The organism is Okeania sp. SIO2B3, from assembly GCF_010672525.1.
In the GTDB taxonomy this organism is placed as follows: Bacteria; Cyanobacteriota; Cyanobacteriia; order Cyanobacteriales; family Microcoleaceae; genus Okeania.
Genome location: NZ_JAAHGH010000017.1, coordinates 40,695 through 57,462 on the forward strand (window position 1 = coordinate 40,695; position 16,768 = coordinate 57,462).

Here is a 16,768-nt window from a genome sequence, read left to right on the forward strand (position 1 = left end):
AAAAAATCGCTCAGATTAAGACACAGCAGTAATTCCAGACTTTTTTAGATAGGAGGTAGTGAAATCCTTACTTGACTTGGGTTTGCCAGTTTTTTTTAGTCATAAAGCGACGAGTCTAATTAGGGCTGGCTGATTAAATCTCAAAGCATTGACAAGTAAAGGTTTGAGCCTTCTTGAATTCCCAAGGGGATGCGCTCTTAAGTAGTCTAAAACCCTCAAAAAGTTAGCATAAAAGGCAAACCTTCGGACAGAAAAATCTTAGGACAAAACGCCCGCTCTTACCTCCTCGCTCCCAAGCCATTTCTCCCCTCCTGGGAGGGGCCCGCGGGTGGGTTGTCTCCTGTCTCCAGTATAGCTGTCTCCTACCCTTACCCATAAGACTTTTGAGCGCAAACCCTAATTATTTGTGTATTTGCATACCAATTTTGCTATAGTAGAAAACAACTGTTAGCTTAGAGACTGTAAAAAGTAATTTATAATTTTCTGCTTCTGGTCGAAAAAATGTATTGACAAGTAAAAATAATCTCAGGTTAGGCCGTTTAAAATCATCCGACTTCACAGATAGTAGAAAGTAGTTATTTTATACAACCTAACTCCCTAAGCTGAAGTTGATTGAACGGCTAATGCCTGGAAAAATATTAGGAGGAACTACTATTGTCTAGTCGTTACTTATTCACTTCTGAGTCTGTTACTGAAGGACATCCAGATAAAATTTGCGACCAAATTTCTGATACTATTATAGATGCTCTACTGACCCAAGACCCTCAGAGTCGTGTAGCTGCTGAAGTAGTAGTTAACACTGGGTTAGTCCTAATTACTGGTGAAATTACCACTAAGGCCCAAGTAAATTACATAGAATTAGCTAGAAAAAAAATTGCTGATATTGGCTATGTTCACGCAGAAAATGGTTTTTCTGCAGATAGTTGCTCAGTATTAGTGGCTTTAGATGAACAATCTGCAGACATTGCTCAAGGTGTAGATAAGGCCCAAGAAACTCGCGAACAGTTAAGTGATGAAGAACTTGATGCAGTGGGTGCAGGAGACCAGGGGTTGATGTTTGGTTTCGCCTGTAATGAAACTCCTGAATTAATGCCTTTGCCTATTAGTTTGGCACACCGCGTTTGTCGTCAACTAGCGGCAGTTAGAAAAACTGGTCAACTTTCTTATTTACGGCCAGATGGCAAAAGCCAAGTTACTATTGCTTACGAAGATGGTCGTCCTGTTGGTATTGACACGATTTTAATTTCTACTCAACACACCGCTACAATTGGGGAAATTACAGAATTATCAGAAATTCAAGCAAAGATTAAAGAAGACCTCTGGAAATATGTTGTGGAGCCTATATTTGCAGATATAGATATTAAACCAGATGCACAAACTCGTTTCCTTGTCAACCCCACTGGTAAATTTGTAATTGGCGGTCCACAGGGAGATTGTGGTCTTACAGGGCGTAAAATTATAATTGATACTTATGGTGGCTATTCCCGTCATGGCGGAGGAGCTTTCTCTGGTAAAGATCCGACAAAGGTAGATCGTTCCGCAGCTTATGCTTGTCGCTACATAGCAAAAAATATTGTGGCAGCAGGTCTAGCAGAAAAATGTGAAGTTCAAATTAGTTATGCTATTGGAGTAGCAAGACCTGTGAGCATGATGATTGAAACTTTTGGTACTTCTAAAGTAGATGAAGATAAGTTACTAGAGGTAGTTAAAGAAAACTTTGAACTTCGTCCAGCAGGAATTATTCAGACTTTTAACCTCCGAAACTTACCTGCAGAAAGAGGAGGTCGTTGTTACCAGGATGTTGCTGCTTATGGTCACTTAGGGCGTACCGACTTAGATTTACCTTGGGAGCAAACAGATAAGGTAGAGTTACTTAAGGAAGCATTTAGTCCACAGTTAGCAGCTAAAGTGTAATTAACTGTCCATAGAGTTTGAATTATAGATAATATCTGATTATGAGCAACCAAGAGAATTTTCTTTTGGTTGCTATTTTATAGTAATTAGGGTTTGCTGAAAAAGTCTTTTAGTAGGGGTAGGAGACAGGAGACAGGAGACAGGAGACAGGAGACATGGGGATGAGCTAGGAGACAGGAGGCAGGAGACAGGAGACAGGAGACATGGGGATGAGCTAGGAGGTAGAAGTAAGAATTGTCAATTTGGGATTTTTCTGCCCAACTATGCGCATCAAATACTAACTTTTTGAGCGTGAAGAGCTGAAAACCAGGAACTTTTTTCGACCTCAAAAAGGAACTTGTCTTTAATATATCAATGCTTTTAGATTTAATCAGCAGAGCAACAATTAAATCATGTCCGTAGGAGTTAGAAGTCAGGAGTTAGAGACTGTTTGTAAAAGGAATATGAAATCTAAGGGTAGGGTAGGTGAGGCTACAATACTTATGAGTCCTCCGCAAATTCTTAACTTGTCCGCCGTAACCCACCGAACATACCGAACATTAAAGCCAACGCTTTCTTAATCTTTGTTTGTATTCACTCTCTTAAGAGTCAGGAGTCAGGAGGGAATAGGAGACCAGAGGAGAAGAAAGTTTTTTATTGCTAATTATAACGATTTTCATATTAGTATTCAGTATTCAGTTATTAGTGGTCTGCTTTTGAATTTTTATTTATTTTGTCTTGCTTTCAAGTCTGGCTACTTGACACCATCGAATAAAAAAGATTATCTCATTTTTACCTATCCTTGACAATTTTTGTATCTGTGATGTAATATAAAAGTAGTATAAAGTTTTAATTTTAGTTTTGTATTTGATTTGCTAGACAGTATAAGCTATCTTAATTTGCTCATTTGAACAAGTAAAAATAAATATATTTATTTTGAAAAAATAACGAATTATCAGAATAATAATATGAATGATTATCGTATAGAAAAAATCAGCAAGTATCTGAGTTGGGTGTTGAGACATCGACCGGATAAAATAGGTATAAAACTTGATACTAATGGTTGGGTTGCCATTGAAGAACTGTTGAAAGCATCTCAAAATTATAACTTTCCTATAACTCAGATAGAATTAAATGAGGTTGTAGAAAAAAATGATAAAAAACGCTTTTCTTTAGACTCTACTAAGACTTTAATTCGTGCTAATCAAGGACACAGTTTAACAGTTGATTTGCAGCTAGAAGAAATAAAACCTCCAGATATACTTTATCATGGCACAGGAAATCATTTAATTGACTTGATTAAACAGACTGGTCTGCAAAAAATGTCGAGACATCATGTTCATTTATCACAAGATATTAATACTGCTATAAATGTCGGTAAAAGAAAAGGAAAACCAGCAGTATTTGCTGTAGATGCGAGTGCCATGTACAAAGATGATTATAGATTTTACTTTTCTACAAATCATGTCTGGTTAGTTGATGAAGTTCCCTCACAGTATTTACAAATAATTAGAAAATAATCAAAGTAATTAATCATTAAGCATTCAGCCTTCAGCTAGCCTCCTATCGGAGGAACTGCGTTATCAGCTATCAGCTTCATTAGCTTAAATTGTATGGTTAAAAACTCAAAACAAGTCTTTCTTGTGCTTCAATTGATGAGTGGAAAATTTAGTATAAGTTAAACTAATTTTTACTTCATTCATTTTTATTGCTGAGAGCTGACCGCTAATAGCTGTTTGCGCAGCATTCCGCAGGAAATGCTTACATTAATCAAGTATCAAATTAATTATGAAAGTTGACGACTCAATTATATAAAGACTATTTCTAAAAGGAATTTATTTATCTTTTCTTTTGTGGGTTTAATACCTCAAACCTCACCTGCGGTGCTCAAAATTGTTTGGGGTTAGAATCGATAAGTAATTTTTCCTCCTGACTCCTGACTCTTTATTCAAGTAGATTTTTGACAAAATATGGGAACAGAATATTTCGGTAGTAAAGAAAATTATCAACAAAATAATCCTCAAAATAAAGGTTTATTAGGAGCTGGTTGGCGACCTCTTCACCGAGATTTTGATTTGGAATATCTATGGTATTTATTATCTAATGATCTTTGGGAATTAAGTCAAAAAACTCTTGATATAGCTAGCGATCTTGCTGATGCTTTGGGTCGTCATCAATTTGCTTGGTGGGCGAATATATTAAATGTTTTTTCGGAAAATACACGATATGAATTTGATGAATTTTGGGACTATATAACTCCTCAACCTCCAGCTCCAGATTATCGTTATCAAGATGTATTGAGTGTAGAAACACCTGTGACACGCACTATTACTAGAGACACTATTGCTATTGAATATGTTCTCGATAGACTACAGGAAATTACTATTTTTAAAATACTTGATTTCTTGGGTAAACCTGACATAATTACCCAGTCATTTATGGAAAGAAATTTTTACTATCCGATAGAAAGATTTATAAGTTGGCAAAGTCTAGAAACTTTAGGAACAGTATATGGTTATTGGTCAAAATATTCCTGTTGGTTACAAATAGAAACTTATGATAAAGGTAGACGTTACTACAGTTTAATTGCTAAAGATATAGCACCACTTGTTAAAAAATCAACCTATAATATGGCGGTGATGGTAAGTGGTTATCAATGTCGTATAGGACAAGTTCAAAGTCAATTTCCGATCAACACATTTCCTCAAGATATTCAAAATTTTACTGACACAGTACAACAAGCAATTTTGGAAGAAAATCAATTAGCTGTATTAGTAAGTGGAAAACCAGGAACAGGTAAAACAGCTTGGACTCAAGCAGTAGCAAAAGAGGTTTTAGTTCCTTTAGGATATGTAATTTTTATATTAGACCATGATGCAGTAGAAAATTTTGTACCACCCACATATCTAGAACAAATTTGCATTATTATCAATGAGGCAGATAATTTAGCACAAGACCGTTCGCTTCAAGCTGCACAAACTAACAATAAAACAGAACATATTCTCAGTTTGCTAGATGGTACTTTATATCAAAGTGTCGTAGATGAATCAGGAATTCATCTACAACAGAAATTAGTTGTTTTAATGACCTGTAATACTAAAGAAAGGCTAGACCCAGCTATCTTACGGAAAGGTAGAGTAGATTTAATGTCTGAATTTACTTACTGCTTTGTGTAAATTTGCGCAAATAATACTTAAAGAAAGACTAGACTCAGTTATCTTACGGAAATAGTAAAGTAGATTTAATGTCTAAATTTACTTACTACTTTGTGTAAATTTACGCAAAAGGCAAAAGATATTATATTTGATTTATGAAGTTTTGATGTAGATTTTAGTTTATACACAAAAGCTTGTTAAAATATATTGAAGACTACAATTATAATTCTAGAGTGGAGAATACACTTAGAATTGAGTTTATAGCTATTTACAGCTCAACTAATCATAAAAATTAGATAATAAAATATATAGGATTTTTTTTAATTGGCAAGAATTAATAATATTTTATAATGTCCATTTCAATATTTCTTGTTCAGTGTAAAAATTTCAAACCTGTATTTGATTAAGTCACAAATAACTATGTATTAGTGGAAAATCACCAAAAACAATAAATGTAGTTTAAATTATATTCAATTATCTATAAAATTACTTAATATTCGGGTAATTGATGTTGCCTATTTGTGAAATTTAGATTGAATCAACTTTTTTTGACAATTTCCTGAAATAAAAAAAATATACAGAAAATAGGAAATAATTCTGGTAGTAAATCTATTTTAAAAGTGATTTTTGTTTTTTTCCTTAGTAGTTCTTATATTTTTTATTTACTTATTTCATATTCATAACTTTTGAACTTCTCAAGAAGTCTGATCGATATTTTTCTGATTCTTCTTTTTTAAAAAAATCATAGTTAACTTCTCGTTCCGAGATCTTCTTAATACAACAATTAACTGTTAATTAATATTTGACAACTTGCCAACTTGCATTGATAGGCAAGTTAGTTTTAAAAATATGATAGTTGAGGTGGTGAAACCAATTATATTCAACACCCCATAATTTATTAAACTGAGATTATGTACCATCTAACAGTACAAACACAAAATCAGACTAGGGAAGAAATTTCAAAAATGAAACAAAGGCCAACAAAAGCAACTAATGATGGTCATTCAACCCTTCCCCAGAGTCATCAATATCCAGAGATACATGGGAGTCACCATCAATTATGCCAATTCATCAAACACATACCTGTTGCTATAGCAATGCTGGACAAGGAAATGCGCTATCTAGCAACTTCTGGGATGTGGTTACAATATTGGCAACTTGAATCTGATGAAATTATCGGTAATCAACACGATCAGCTATTCCCTAATCTCCCAGAATCTTGGGATAAACAAGCTAAAAAATGTCTACTTGGTATCATTGACCAATTTGATTTAGAACATCTAATTACCGCTCCTACTCCTAATGGATTTATACAACGGGTAAAATGGAATGTCAAATCTTGGTATATAGATGAAGGTATTATTGGTGGCCTGATTTTATCTATAGAGGAAATAACACCAGACAAACAACTTCAACAACAATTAGAATTAACTCAGTTAGCAACAGATAATGCAGCTGATGCTATTTTCTGGATGACAATTGATGGACAAATATGTTACACAAATAAACAGGGATGTAATTTTCTTGGCTACTCCGAATCTGAGTTACTTGAACTAACAATTCACGACATAGACTTAGAATTATCAGTAGAAGTTTGGCAAACTCATTGGCAAGAAGTTAAAAATCAAAATTCTTTGAGATTAGAGTCTAATTTTCTGACCAAAAAAGGCGACATTTTACCTGTAGAAATTAATGTTAATTATTTAGAATTTCAGGGTAATGAATATCAATGTGCTTTTGTGCGTAACATTTCTCAGCAAAATCAAATTAATCTGCATTTACGAGAAGCTAAGGAACAATTGCAAGCGGTGTTAAATGCTGTACCAGGATTAGTTTCATGGGTAGATGCAGATTTACGATATATAGGAGTTAATCAACATCTAGCTAATGCCTATAATTTACCCATAGAAACTTTTATTAATCAAGAAGTAGGATTTTTGCAAACAAGCCCAGAATTTAATAATTTTGTTTATGAATTTTTTGCTAAACCAGATTGGAATTATGCCAAAGAAGTAAAAACCAATGTTAGAGGAAATACTAGAACTTATCTAATAGTTGCTCAAAAATATTATCGTGATGAAGTATCGTTACCATCAGCAGTTTTTGTCGGTTTAGATATTACAGAACGTTTGGAAATGGAGGCTTCACTACGTAATAGTCAGAAAAAATTCCGGCAACAAGCTTATCAATTAGAGCAAACTTTGCAGAAACTAAACTCGACAACTACTCAATTAATTCAAAAGCAAAAAATGTCTTTCTTAGGACAGCTGATTACAGGTGTTGTCCATGAAGTGAATAATCCTATTAATTTTATTTCTGGCAATATTGCTCATGCGATAAAAGACGTTAAAGATTTGTTGAATTTAGTAGATATCTACCAACAAAATTATCCTCGTCTTTTACCAGAAATTGAAGATATAGAACTAGATTTTATTCAAGAAGATTTGCCAAAATTATTAGACTCAATCATGGCAGGAGCAGAAAGAATTGGAGATGTAGTAAGCTCACTCAAACAGTTTTCTACAGCAGAGGAAGAATCTATAAAAGCAGTAGATATTCACAAAGGTTTAGACAGTACACTTTTAATTTTACAGAATCAGTTTCAAGGCAAAGGAGGTCGTCCTGATATTAGTTTGATGAAAAATTATGGGAGTTTACCAAAAGTAGAATGTTATCCTGGACAGTTGAATCAAGTCTTTATGCACATTTTAACTAATGCTATTGATTCATTGGAGGAGAAACACGAAGATTTAGTAACAAAAAATATCAGCAATCAGCCATTTGAACCACAGATTTTAATTAGTACAAAAGTCAAAGATAATTCTGTAGAAATTGCTATTTCTGATAATGGCTCTGGCATGACTGAAGAAATCTCTAGTCGTATATTTGAACCTCTATTTACTACTAAACATACAGAAAAAAATATAGGTTTAGGCTTGTCAATTTCTCAGGAATTAATTGTTGAAAAACATCATGGAAAGTTGTACTGTAATTCTCTAGCTAGAGAAGGTACGGAATTTATAATTGAGATTCCTATTAAGTTTTATAGCTCAAGTTAGAAAAAAAACAATTGAAGAAGGAAGAAGGAAGAAGGGAAAATTGCTTATGAGGGGTATTAAACCCGCCACAGATAAAGATAAAAAAAGACTTTTCTCCAATCCTATCCGTTTTAAGGCTATCTATTACCGATAAATTGTGGGTATGCGCCTCCCCTTTTAAGGGGATAAAAGCGGTCGTTTTGCTGGCGCATAACTTACGTTAACGCTACGCGACATGTTTGCGGAGCATTCCGTAGGAAAAAGCGTAGCTTCCCGAAGGGTGGGATGGCGAGAAAACCTGCGCCATATCCATCAGACCAAGAGAAGAAAAATTTTTTCCTTTGAGTCAATGCTATCTGTTTTAAAGGAGAGGTAATAATTAATAATTAATAATTAATTATTAATTGTTGAACCACATCTTTACTTAACGTAAAACCTGATAAATATAGACCAGTTATCTATAAGTCTTTGAGAGGCTTTTTCCGGAGAAAAGTGTATTGAAAAGTACATTTTTTGAGAACTGTAGACAAGATTCTTGCTCCCCACACCCCCACCCTGGAATACTTTTAAGACTTATGGATAAGAGATAGGTTTTAAGGAGAGGTATAGCAATGAGCGCTGGTATATTTACAAATTGCAGGAGAGGCCAAATAGCTAAAAGTCTTATATGATCAGCAATTTATTTCCCCAGATGAGCTGTTGCCTGCGCACAGCGCTATAATTGTGAATTATTAATTGTTAAAAAATTATCTATAATTACGATATCAAGAAAATTTTTCGACCAGAGCTAATAAAAAATTTACAGTTAAAAATCCAACTCCTAAAAGAAGGATAAAAAACAAAGTGACACTAAAAATAGACTGAATTTTTTTCATAGTACATTTTTGATACGAAATTTAGATGGGGAAGTGAAAATTATAAAATTCTATTCTAATTCTATAAGCTGCTAAAAATCGTAAAATCAGAACAGAATATTTCTTCGATTATGTATAGTATTTATCTATAAGTAAGCATAGTATAGAAGCAAGTCGGATTGCATTTAGATTTGTAACCTCCTTTCATAATTAAAAAAGTTGATGCTCTTGATTAGTTAAGAAACATCACCAAGACTTATAATTATTTGTGGTTAGAATGGATGTGGGTAAGTCTAGTTGAACGGTAAGTTGATTACTGTCAAAAAAATAGGCATCGAATGCACTCAAGACTAAGAATAGAAAACTTTTTCTGCTACTGCCTTACATTCAGCTTAAGGAATATAAGGAATATATAGTTATGGGGAATAAAGATTCATTACTCCGGAAAGCTCTGAAACCAACTTTGTATAAAAAGCATTGGATCAATTTAGTGGAGTATGCTTCAATAGTCGGTTCGGCAGTAGGTGCTTTTGCAGTAGCAGTTGGAAGTCATACTTTTTATGCAGTAGCTCCTCTAACATTGGCCTTATCTCTAAATGTGGCTAATAGATATAGATTTGAACGACAAATGCAATTATCTCAGCAGTCTGAGATGGTAGAAGTTCAAAAATCAGTAGAAAAGCTAGAAAAAAATGCTGTAAAGGTAATAGTAAAGCTTCGTCAACAGCTTTCTACAGATATTGAATCAGTTCGTGAAACACTCTCTAATCAATCAATACAAGGCGTAAACTCAGAAATACAACAGCAACTAATTGCACTAGAATCTTCAGTTTCTTCTGTACAACAAAGTTTAGCATCTGTAGATACAAAAGCTTTGAATACAAATGATTGGCAAACAGTGAATGGCCGTCTTTTGGTAATTGAGGAAGCGATCGCTAATTTGCAAAGAGATATGGAAGCATTGGCCAAGGAACCTCAATCACAAATATCTCAACTTCAGGCCAAAATTGAAGATTTGGAAATACAAAATACAGAAGTTGTCAAACCTCATTTGAAGCGCTTAATTACTCTTGTTAGACAATTGCAACATACAAGTTATTCAAACTCATCATCTCATCAATCTGTAATTTCAAAACAACAGTTCAGAGAACGTAATAGTGAGTCAGTTAAGCAACCTGAAGGTAGGTTTTAATAATTAATAATGAATAATTAATAATGAATAATTAATAATTACTTCTCCTTTAAAACGGATAGGATTGACTCAAAGGAAAAATTTTCTTTTTATCCCCTTATAAAGAGGAGGCTTTCAAGCACAATTTTTCGGTAAATAATAAAACTATAAGATAAGTTGATTATTAATGTAGATTTCAAGAAAAATGACTCAGATTATTTTAGAAAAACTAAAGCCTTTTGTGATAAATCGATTGAAAATATTGGCTCAAAAAAATAATCGTAGCTTGGAGGAAGAAATCACAGCAATTTTGGAGAAAGTTTTAGAAACTGAAGTGGAAATTAAGCCGAAATATGAAGGATGGCAACCGGGATTTTTTGAAGAGGTTATAGGAGGTTGGGCTGGTGAACCTTTAGTGCGAGAACCTCAACCAGAATATCAGGAACGAGAACCTTCTGTGAAAGAAAAACGATAATGGTCTCCTGATTTTTTTGAAAAAACTTGTGGCAGTTGGGAAAGTGACTTAGTGCGAGAATCTCAACCAGAATATCAGGAAAGAGAGTCTTTGTTATGAGTTATTTATTAGATACAAATGCTTGTATTAAATACTTATCTAGAAAAAAGGGAGTAGGCAGTAGGAGGAAATAATTGATAATTTCTGTGCGATAATTGATTTTATTTTTTCTGTTTAGAGATGTCTAATAGTTTTGACTTGAGCTGATAGCTAATAACTGATAGTTTCATGCTTAAAGCTATAATTAAAAAATGAGCAGTTTTGATTACTAATTTAAAGTTAATTATTAACTAAGGAAATGACTATCAATAACAATCCATCTAATATCAAAATATCTCTACCAGATAATACTCAATTACCAGAATCAGACGGCACTTTTAGTACCAATCCATCTAACATCAAAATATCTCTACCAGACCATACTCAATTACCAGAATCAGACAGCATTTTCAGTAACAATCTACCTCCGAAAATATTTATACCAGACCATACTCATTTACCAGAATCAGACGGTACTTTTGTCAATAGTTTTCAGTATCCCCAAAGCAGTTTATTAACAGATTCGATTCAACCTGTACTAGATAAAATTCATCCGGAAAAACAATATTGTATTGGTCAAAGTTTAGGAATTTATTGGCGAATTGTTGAACCTTTAAAACGAGGTGCTGTTGCTCCAGATTGGTGCTATTTTCCTCATATTTTACCCACATTAGATGGTGAAATTCGTCGTTCTTATTTTTTGTGGGGAGAGGCTATTCTACCATCAATTGTTATAGAATTTGTGTTGGGAGATGCTTCGGAAGAAAGAGATAAAACACCTCTTATTCGAGGGGAAAATGAATCCACACAAACACCTGGTAAATTCTGGGTTTATGAAAGAGTAATTCGACCAGTATATTATGCTATTTATGAAGTTCAAAAACCAAGATTAGAAGTATATCGACTTATGTATGGAGATGAATTGGTAGCTAAGTTTGAGTTAATAGAGGCAAATGAGCGGGGTCATTATCCAATTTCAAACTTAGGAGTAGAGTTAGGTATTTGGTCTGGTAGTTATCAAAATATGGAACTACCTTGGTTACGTTGGTGGGATAGTGAGGGTAATTTGTTAACGACAAGTGGAGAAAGGTTGGAAACGACAGAATTATTATTGGCACAAGAAAGTCAAAAAGCTGAAAAGTTGGCTGAAAAGTTAAGAGCAATGGGTATCGATCCGGAGGAGTGAGGTTTGAGGTTAAAGAGTTATGTATTAGAGCGATCGCCGAGATAATTAGGATTTGCTGAAAAAGTCTTTTTTAAGGAGTAGGGAACCCACCCCTAACCCCTCCCAGGAGGGGAAAAGGGGAGTGGGGGAGTAGGGGAGCAATTTTTTTTGAGAAAAAAAGGCTAAAATCTTTATCTGTTAATGCTTTTATATTTAATCAGCAGAGCAATAATTATAAATCTTATCAGAGCGAACTGTTTTTCCGATTATGCTGTTAAGTAGTAGAAAAATTTGAGTAGAAATAATAAAATGATAAGATAAGTTTATTATTGATAAAAATTTAACGAAAAATGACTCAGATTATTTTAGAAAAACTCAAGCCTTATTTAATAGATAAATTAAAAAGTTTAGCTGCAAAAAATAATCGTAGTTTGGAAGAAGAAATCACAGAAATATTGGAGCAAGCTTTAGAAACTGAAGTGGAAATTAAGCCGAAATATGAAGGATGGCAACCGGGATTTTTTGAAGAGGTGATAGGAGGTTGGAGTGGTGAACCTTTAGTGCGAGAACCTCAACCAGAATATCAGGAACGAGAACCTTTATTATGAGTTATTTGTTAGATACTAATGTCTGCATTAAACTAATTAATAATACAAATCAAGCAGTTGCTCGGAGATTAGCTCAGGAAAACCCCAAACAAATTTATCTTTGTACGGTGGTTGAGTTCGAGTTATATTATGGAGCATATCGAAGTCAAAAAGTTGATGATAATATTGCTAAGTTAAAACGTTTTTTTAATCAATTTAATTTGCTAAATTTTGATAGTAGCTCGGCAAAAATAGCAGGTTATATTCGGGATAAATTAAATAAAAAAGGAACACCAATAGGAGTCTACGATTTACAAATTGCTTCAATTGCATTGGCGAATGATTTGGTGTTGGTGACACATAATGTGAATGAATTTACCAGAATTGATGGATTAAAATATGAAGATTGGGAAACAGATTAAGTCGAATAGATCTTAGCAAAAATTTGATGCTAGGATTAGCGATCACTTGGTTCGTTTAAAAAGCAATTGATACATGAATCATTTTTATTTTCTCTTTTAGGTGTATCTTGAAAGATTACTGGAAAAAGTTCTCCTACAATAAGAGGCATTCCTAAGAAGAAAAATAATAATAAAATTAAAAGTCTTTCTACTATTGGTATTCTGCTAATTATATTGTTGGCTGAAATGTCTATAAGTTCGTCTTTTAAAACATCTTTTAAAATGTCTATATCAGCTTGATTAAAATCCCCAGGAATAGTAATGACTAATTGGGGCTTGCCAAAAAACTTAGTACCCATAAAACTGACATCTTTAACAGCTATATCCAGATTTTGTTCAGTAATTTTATTCTTTAATCCCCCTGATTGAAAAAGTTCTTCTATTTTTTCTAGTCCTGATTGAGAACCCTCTAAAATTAATTTAAGACTACCTGGTGTAATATTTGCCACAAAAGCATCAACAGCTAAGTCTTCTAAAATACTAATAATAGATTTTAATGTTTCTATTGATTTTCTTTTAACAGTACCAGCAATTGCAAATGAAGCTTTTTCTTGTTTTTCCTCTTTCTCTTGTCCTTCGTTTTCTTCTTCTTCTAATTCTTGTATTTCTAGTTCAAAGTCTAATAATTTAAGTGTCTTGCATATGATGTTAAATATATCTAGCAGAATAGGCTTTTGATTAAAAAATTTACTTATTGTATTGCGGCCTATTCTACGTCCTGTCTCAAGTTCGATTCTGTCTTGAAGTTTTGTTTGCGAAGGTATCCCCTCTCTTCGCATAGCTCTTTTAGCTCTTTCGATCAACTTATCATTTGGTGTAGCAGTTACCCGTTCTTTACTCGAAGATTTTTTATCTTGGTTTACATTGCCCATAGAAGGTATCTATAAAATAAATCTTGAAGGATACAAAAATTAGGTTTTTGTGGGTTACGGCTAATTACAGCAGCTCACTATTTATTAAGCTTAACTATGGTTATTTTTTCTGACCTGTAGCCACTACTCTAGGAAAGCTAGGTTGAGCATAAAACAATCATAAGGCAATCATAAGACAATCACAAAACACAAGGCTATCACAACAAAACCTTTATATAATGTATATTCCAGGATTTTTAGTAAAAAATTAGTTGATTGTACTGCAAGGTAATTGAGTTATTTATGCAAGTTTTACTTGTGAATATATTTCTAGTCTTATCGTAGCTTTTTCGTTTTTTTTATAAATTTTAATACAGTTAAAGTCAATTACTTTGTCGCTCATAAATTGAACATAAAAAAATCAAAACAAAACCATTAGTCAATCAATTCCATAAAATTTTGAGGTGATACTAAGAATACAAACAACATTTAAGAGAAATAAAAAGTGGTGATTAAACATACTTCTGAGCCAACAGAAAACCAATGCACTCAGGTTTTACCTGATTTACCTGAAGGTATTAGCCCAAAAGTTATGAAGAATGAAAAATTGATGGTTACACAGACTTCTAATCCAACGGAAAATCCTAATATTATGACTTTACCTGATTTGCCTTACGGTTATAGCCCAGTCGGCATTATCTTGGCAACATCTGTTTTAGTCAAGATACTTGTTCCAGTAATGAAAAAGAACAATAAATAATATAGAATCCGGTTAAAAAGCTGTCATTGCGACGATAGGAAGCAATCTCGCAAAACTCCTGAGATTGCTTCCTTCCACTCCGTTCCAGTCGCAATGACTTGGCTATAGCAATTATCCTGATTCTACATAAGTTCTTCAATTAACAGCCTAATGAAAAATCCCGTACTCTCTTTTTTAGGGAGTAGCGGGATAAAAGTCGCAAATTTTGGTGTATACTAATCTAAAATGGGGAAGTTTTTGCCTAAATTCCAGTCATCTACTTTTTCTCCATCAATTTCTGACTACTTTCAACCATATTAATAAACTCACTCCGATAACCTTCTAAATCTAAACCTTTCGATTCATTTGCCAACTTCAACACTTCATTAAAACTAGCATCACCTTTATATTCTGAATCTCGTAAAATCATTCCATACTCAGCCACAGCAGCAGCAAATTTAAAATCATTTGAAGCATCATCTAAACTCACTCCCCTATCAACAACTGGCTGTTTTATCAACTCAGAAGTTGTACCCTTTGGCTCCTTATAACGCAACTTAACCAACATTAATTCATCACTATTATAAGCCGCATCCTCAACTTGATTATCTTGATATCTCAACTCATCAACTTCAGGCAAATTCACATTACTTTCTACTCCCACAGGAATAACTTCATAAAGTGCTGTAACCGAATGTCCTGCACCTAACTCCCCCGCATCCTTTGTATCATCATTAAAATCTTGAGAACGTAACAGTCGATTTTCATAACCAATTAAACGATAAGCTTGTACTTTTGCCGGATTAAATTCCACTTGAATTTTCACATCCTTAGCAATAGTTAGTAGAGTTCCTCCCATCTCAGTCACTAACACTTTTTTCGCTTCCAAAAGATTATCAATATAAGCATAATTCCCATTTCCCTTATTAGCCAACTGTTCCATTTTGGCATCCTTAAAATTACCCGTACCAAAACCAAGCACCGTTAGAAAAATTCCTTCATCTCGATAATTTTCAATCATTCTTACCAATTCAGCATCGCTAGAAACTCCCACATTAAAATCTCCATCAGTCGCCAGAATAACTCGATTATTTCCTGAAGATTGATAAAACCTTTTAGCTAAATCGTAAGCAAGTTTAATTCCTTCACCTCCAGCAGTGGAACCTCCAGCTTCGAGATTATTAATTGCTGCGAGAATTTTATCTTTTTCGCTGCCTTTTGTCGGAGGTAAAACTACTCCTGCTGCTCCAGCATAAACAACTATTGAAACAGTATCTTTTTCTGTTAGTTCATCTACCAATAATTGAAAAGCTGATTTGATTAAGGGTAATTTATTAGGAGTATTCATCGAACCAGAAACATCCAAGAGAAAGACTAAGTTACTAGGAGGTAAATTTTCTGTAACTATATCTTTGCCTTGAATGCCAACATGAACTAATTGATGTTGAGAATTCCAAGGAGAATCAGAAATTTCTGTAGTGATAGAAAAGGGGATATTCGCTTCTGGTTGGGGATAGTCGTAAGTAAAGTAATTAATTAATTCCTCGATTCTCACAGCATCTTTTGGTGGTAGTCTACCTTCAGTAATAAAGCGACGTAAATTACTATAAGATGCCGTATCTACATCAATCGAAAATGTTGAGAGGGGATTATTTTTTACTATTTTAAAAGGGTTGTCATTAATGAGGTTATATTCTTCTGTATTTGAAGATTCTAATTCTACTGTAGAATCTGTTTCAAACTGTGAAAAACTAGGAGCAGTTTGTGTTAGAGCCATATCTGCTGATTTTTGACGCCCTCTAGTACCTCCTCCTCTAGTAGCACCTTCCCTGAATTGAGAAGGTATTGAGCTTTGAGGAGTTGTATTTAAAGTTGCTGGAGGTGGTGGTGGAGGTGCAGGTGGCGCTGATGAAATTACTGCTTCTTCTGTTCTTTCTGGTTGACTACCACAGGCTATTAACATTAATAAAGGAAACAAGCCTAGTAATAATTTTATTTGATTAAATTGGCAGAATTTGACATTTTTTATCTTCATATTCTTGGCTCTGATATTGATTGAGTATTGAAATAATTTGACTAAAAATTTTTGCTTACAGCACTTTTGAGGATAGTGAGGTAAAGTTTAATACTAATCTCTATTCCCTATTTACTAAACTCGTAAAACTTTGTACATCATCAACTCCAAAACTGCTGTAATTTCAGCAAATTAGTCTGAACTACAAAAAAGAGCGATCGCTTTCCTGAAACTTGAGAAAAATTTCTTACTATAGTAGATGGAATAGCTGTTTGTGTACCACAAGT

Annotated in this window: 12 protein-coding genes; 10 read left to right on the plus strand and 2 right to left on the minus strand. The window is 33.7% G+C overall.

Translation table 11 applies throughout. From position 1 onward, the window contains the following. Window positions 1-654 precede the first annotated feature (654 nt). From metK to F6K15_RS15760, 9 genes are all read left to right on the plus strand, one after another. On the plus strand, window positions 655-1,914 hold the full coding sequence (gene metK / locus F6K15_RS15720; protein ID WP_293062236.1) for a methionine adenosyltransferase: 1,260 nt from the start codon (window positions 655-657) through the stop codon (window positions 1,912-1,914). A gap of 947 nt (window positions 1,915-2,861) precedes the next feature. Further along, window positions 2,862-3,413, plus strand: coding sequence for an RNA 2'-phosphotransferase (locus F6K15_RS15725; RefSeq protein ID WP_293062238.1), 552 nt, complete (start codon window positions 2,862-2,864; stop codon window positions 3,411-3,413). 450 nt (window positions 3,414-3,863) lie between these two features. After that, the gene (locus tag F6K15_RS15730) at window positions 3,864-5,069 is read left to right on the plus strand and encodes an AAA family ATPase (protein ID WP_293062240.1); all 1,206 of its coding nucleotides are present in this window, start codon (window positions 3,864-3,866) and stop codon (window positions 5,067-5,069) included. An 890-nt stretch (window positions 5,070-5,959) separates the two neighbouring features. Continuing rightward, on the plus strand, window positions 5,960-8,107 hold the full coding sequence (locus tag F6K15_RS15735; protein ID WP_293062242.1) for a PAS domain S-box protein: 2,148 nt from the start codon (window positions 5,960-5,962) through the stop codon (window positions 8,105-8,107). A 1,251-nt stretch (window positions 8,108-9,358) separates the two neighbouring features. Continuing rightward, window positions 9,359-10,132, plus strand: a complete 774-nt coding sequence (locus tag F6K15_RS15740) for a hypothetical protein (RefSeq protein ID WP_293062244.1) — start codon at window positions 9,359-9,361, stop codon at window positions 10,130-10,132. Window positions 10,133-10,316: 184 nt separating this feature from the next. After that, complete coding sequence (locus tag F6K15_RS15745) at window positions 10,317-10,586, plus strand: hypothetical protein (protein ID WP_293062246.1); 270 nt, start codon at window positions 10,317-10,319, stop codon at window positions 10,584-10,586. Window positions 10,587-10,923: 337 nt separating this feature from the next. Continuing rightward, window positions 10,924-11,850: a Uma2 family endonuclease gene (locus F6K15_RS15750; RefSeq protein WP_293062248.1), complete on the plus strand. Its 927-nt coding sequence runs from the start codon at window positions 10,924-10,926 to the stop codon at window positions 11,848-11,850. Window positions 11,851-12,179: 329 nt separating this feature from the next. Beyond that, a complete protein-coding gene (locus F6K15_RS15755; protein ID WP_293062250.1) occupies window positions 12,180-12,437 on the plus strand; it encodes a hypothetical protein in 258 nt (85 codons plus the stop codon). Then, entirely contained in the window at window positions 12,434-12,838 is a 405-nt protein-coding gene (locus F6K15_RS15760) for a type II toxin-antitoxin system VapC family toxin (RefSeq protein WP_293062252.1), read from the plus strand. The genes F6K15_RS15755 and F6K15_RS15760 overlap by 4 nt, the downstream gene beginning before the upstream one ends. A 35-nt stretch (window positions 12,839-12,873) precedes the next feature. On the opposite strand, the gene F6K15_RS15765 is transcribed toward F6K15_RS15760, so the two are convergent. Then, complete coding sequence (locus F6K15_RS15765) at window positions 12,874-13,749, minus strand: hypothetical protein (RefSeq protein ID WP_293062254.1); 876 nt, start codon at window positions 13,747-13,749, stop codon at window positions 12,874-12,876. Window positions 13,750-14,233: 484 nt separating this feature from the next. Between F6K15_RS15765 and F6K15_RS15770 the strand changes: the two genes are divergently transcribed. Then, entirely contained in the window at window positions 14,234-14,488 is a 255-nt protein-coding gene (locus F6K15_RS15770; RefSeq protein ID WP_293062256.1) for a hypothetical protein, read from the plus strand. A gap of 256 nt (window positions 14,489-14,744) precedes the next feature. Here F6K15_RS15770 and F6K15_RS15775 read toward each other — a convergent pair whose 3' ends face one another. Further along, window positions 14,745-16,502: a VWA domain-containing protein gene (locus tag F6K15_RS15775; RefSeq protein WP_293062257.1), complete on the minus strand. Its 1,758-nt coding sequence runs from the start codon at window positions 16,500-16,502 to the stop codon at window positions 14,745-14,747. Window positions 16,503-16,768: the final 266 nt, after the last annotated feature.

Coding starts and splice junctions, on each gene's coding strand:
- F6K15_RS15750 (WP_293062248.1), top strand. CDS start 10,924: ATGACTATCAATAACAATCCATCTAATATCAAAATATCTCTACCAGAT.
- F6K15_RS15730 (WP_293062240.1), top strand. CDS start 3,864: ATGGGAACAGAATATTTCGGTAGTAAAGAAAATTATCAACAAAATAAT.
- F6K15_RS15755 (WP_293062250.1), top strand. CDS start 12,180: ATGACTCAGATTATTTTAGAAAAACTCAAGCCTTATTTAATAGATAAA.
- F6K15_RS15765 (WP_293062254.1), bottom strand. CDS start 13,749: ATGGGCAATGTAAACCAAGATAAAAAATCTTCGAGTAAAGAACGGGTA.
- F6K15_RS15735 (WP_293062242.1), top strand. CDS start 5,960: ATGTACCATCTAACAGTACAAACACAAAATCAGACTAGGGAAGAAATT.
- F6K15_RS15740 (WP_293062244.1), top strand. CDS start 9,359: ATGGGGAATAAAGATTCATTACTCCGGAAAGCTCTGAAACCAACTTTG.
- F6K15_RS15725 (WP_293062238.1), top strand. CDS start 2,862: ATGAATGATTATCGTATAGAAAAAATCAGCAAGTATCTGAGTTGGGTG.
- F6K15_RS15760 (WP_293062252.1), top strand. CDS start 12,434: ATGAGTTATTTGTTAGATACTAATGTCTGCATTAAACTAATTAATAAT.
- F6K15_RS15775 (WP_293062257.1), bottom strand. CDS start 16,502: ATGAAGATAAAAAATGTCAAATTCTGCCAATTTAATCAAATAAAATTA.
- F6K15_RS15745 (WP_293062246.1), top strand. CDS start 10,317: ATGACTCAGATTATTTTAGAAAAACTAAAGCCTTTTGTGATAAATCGA.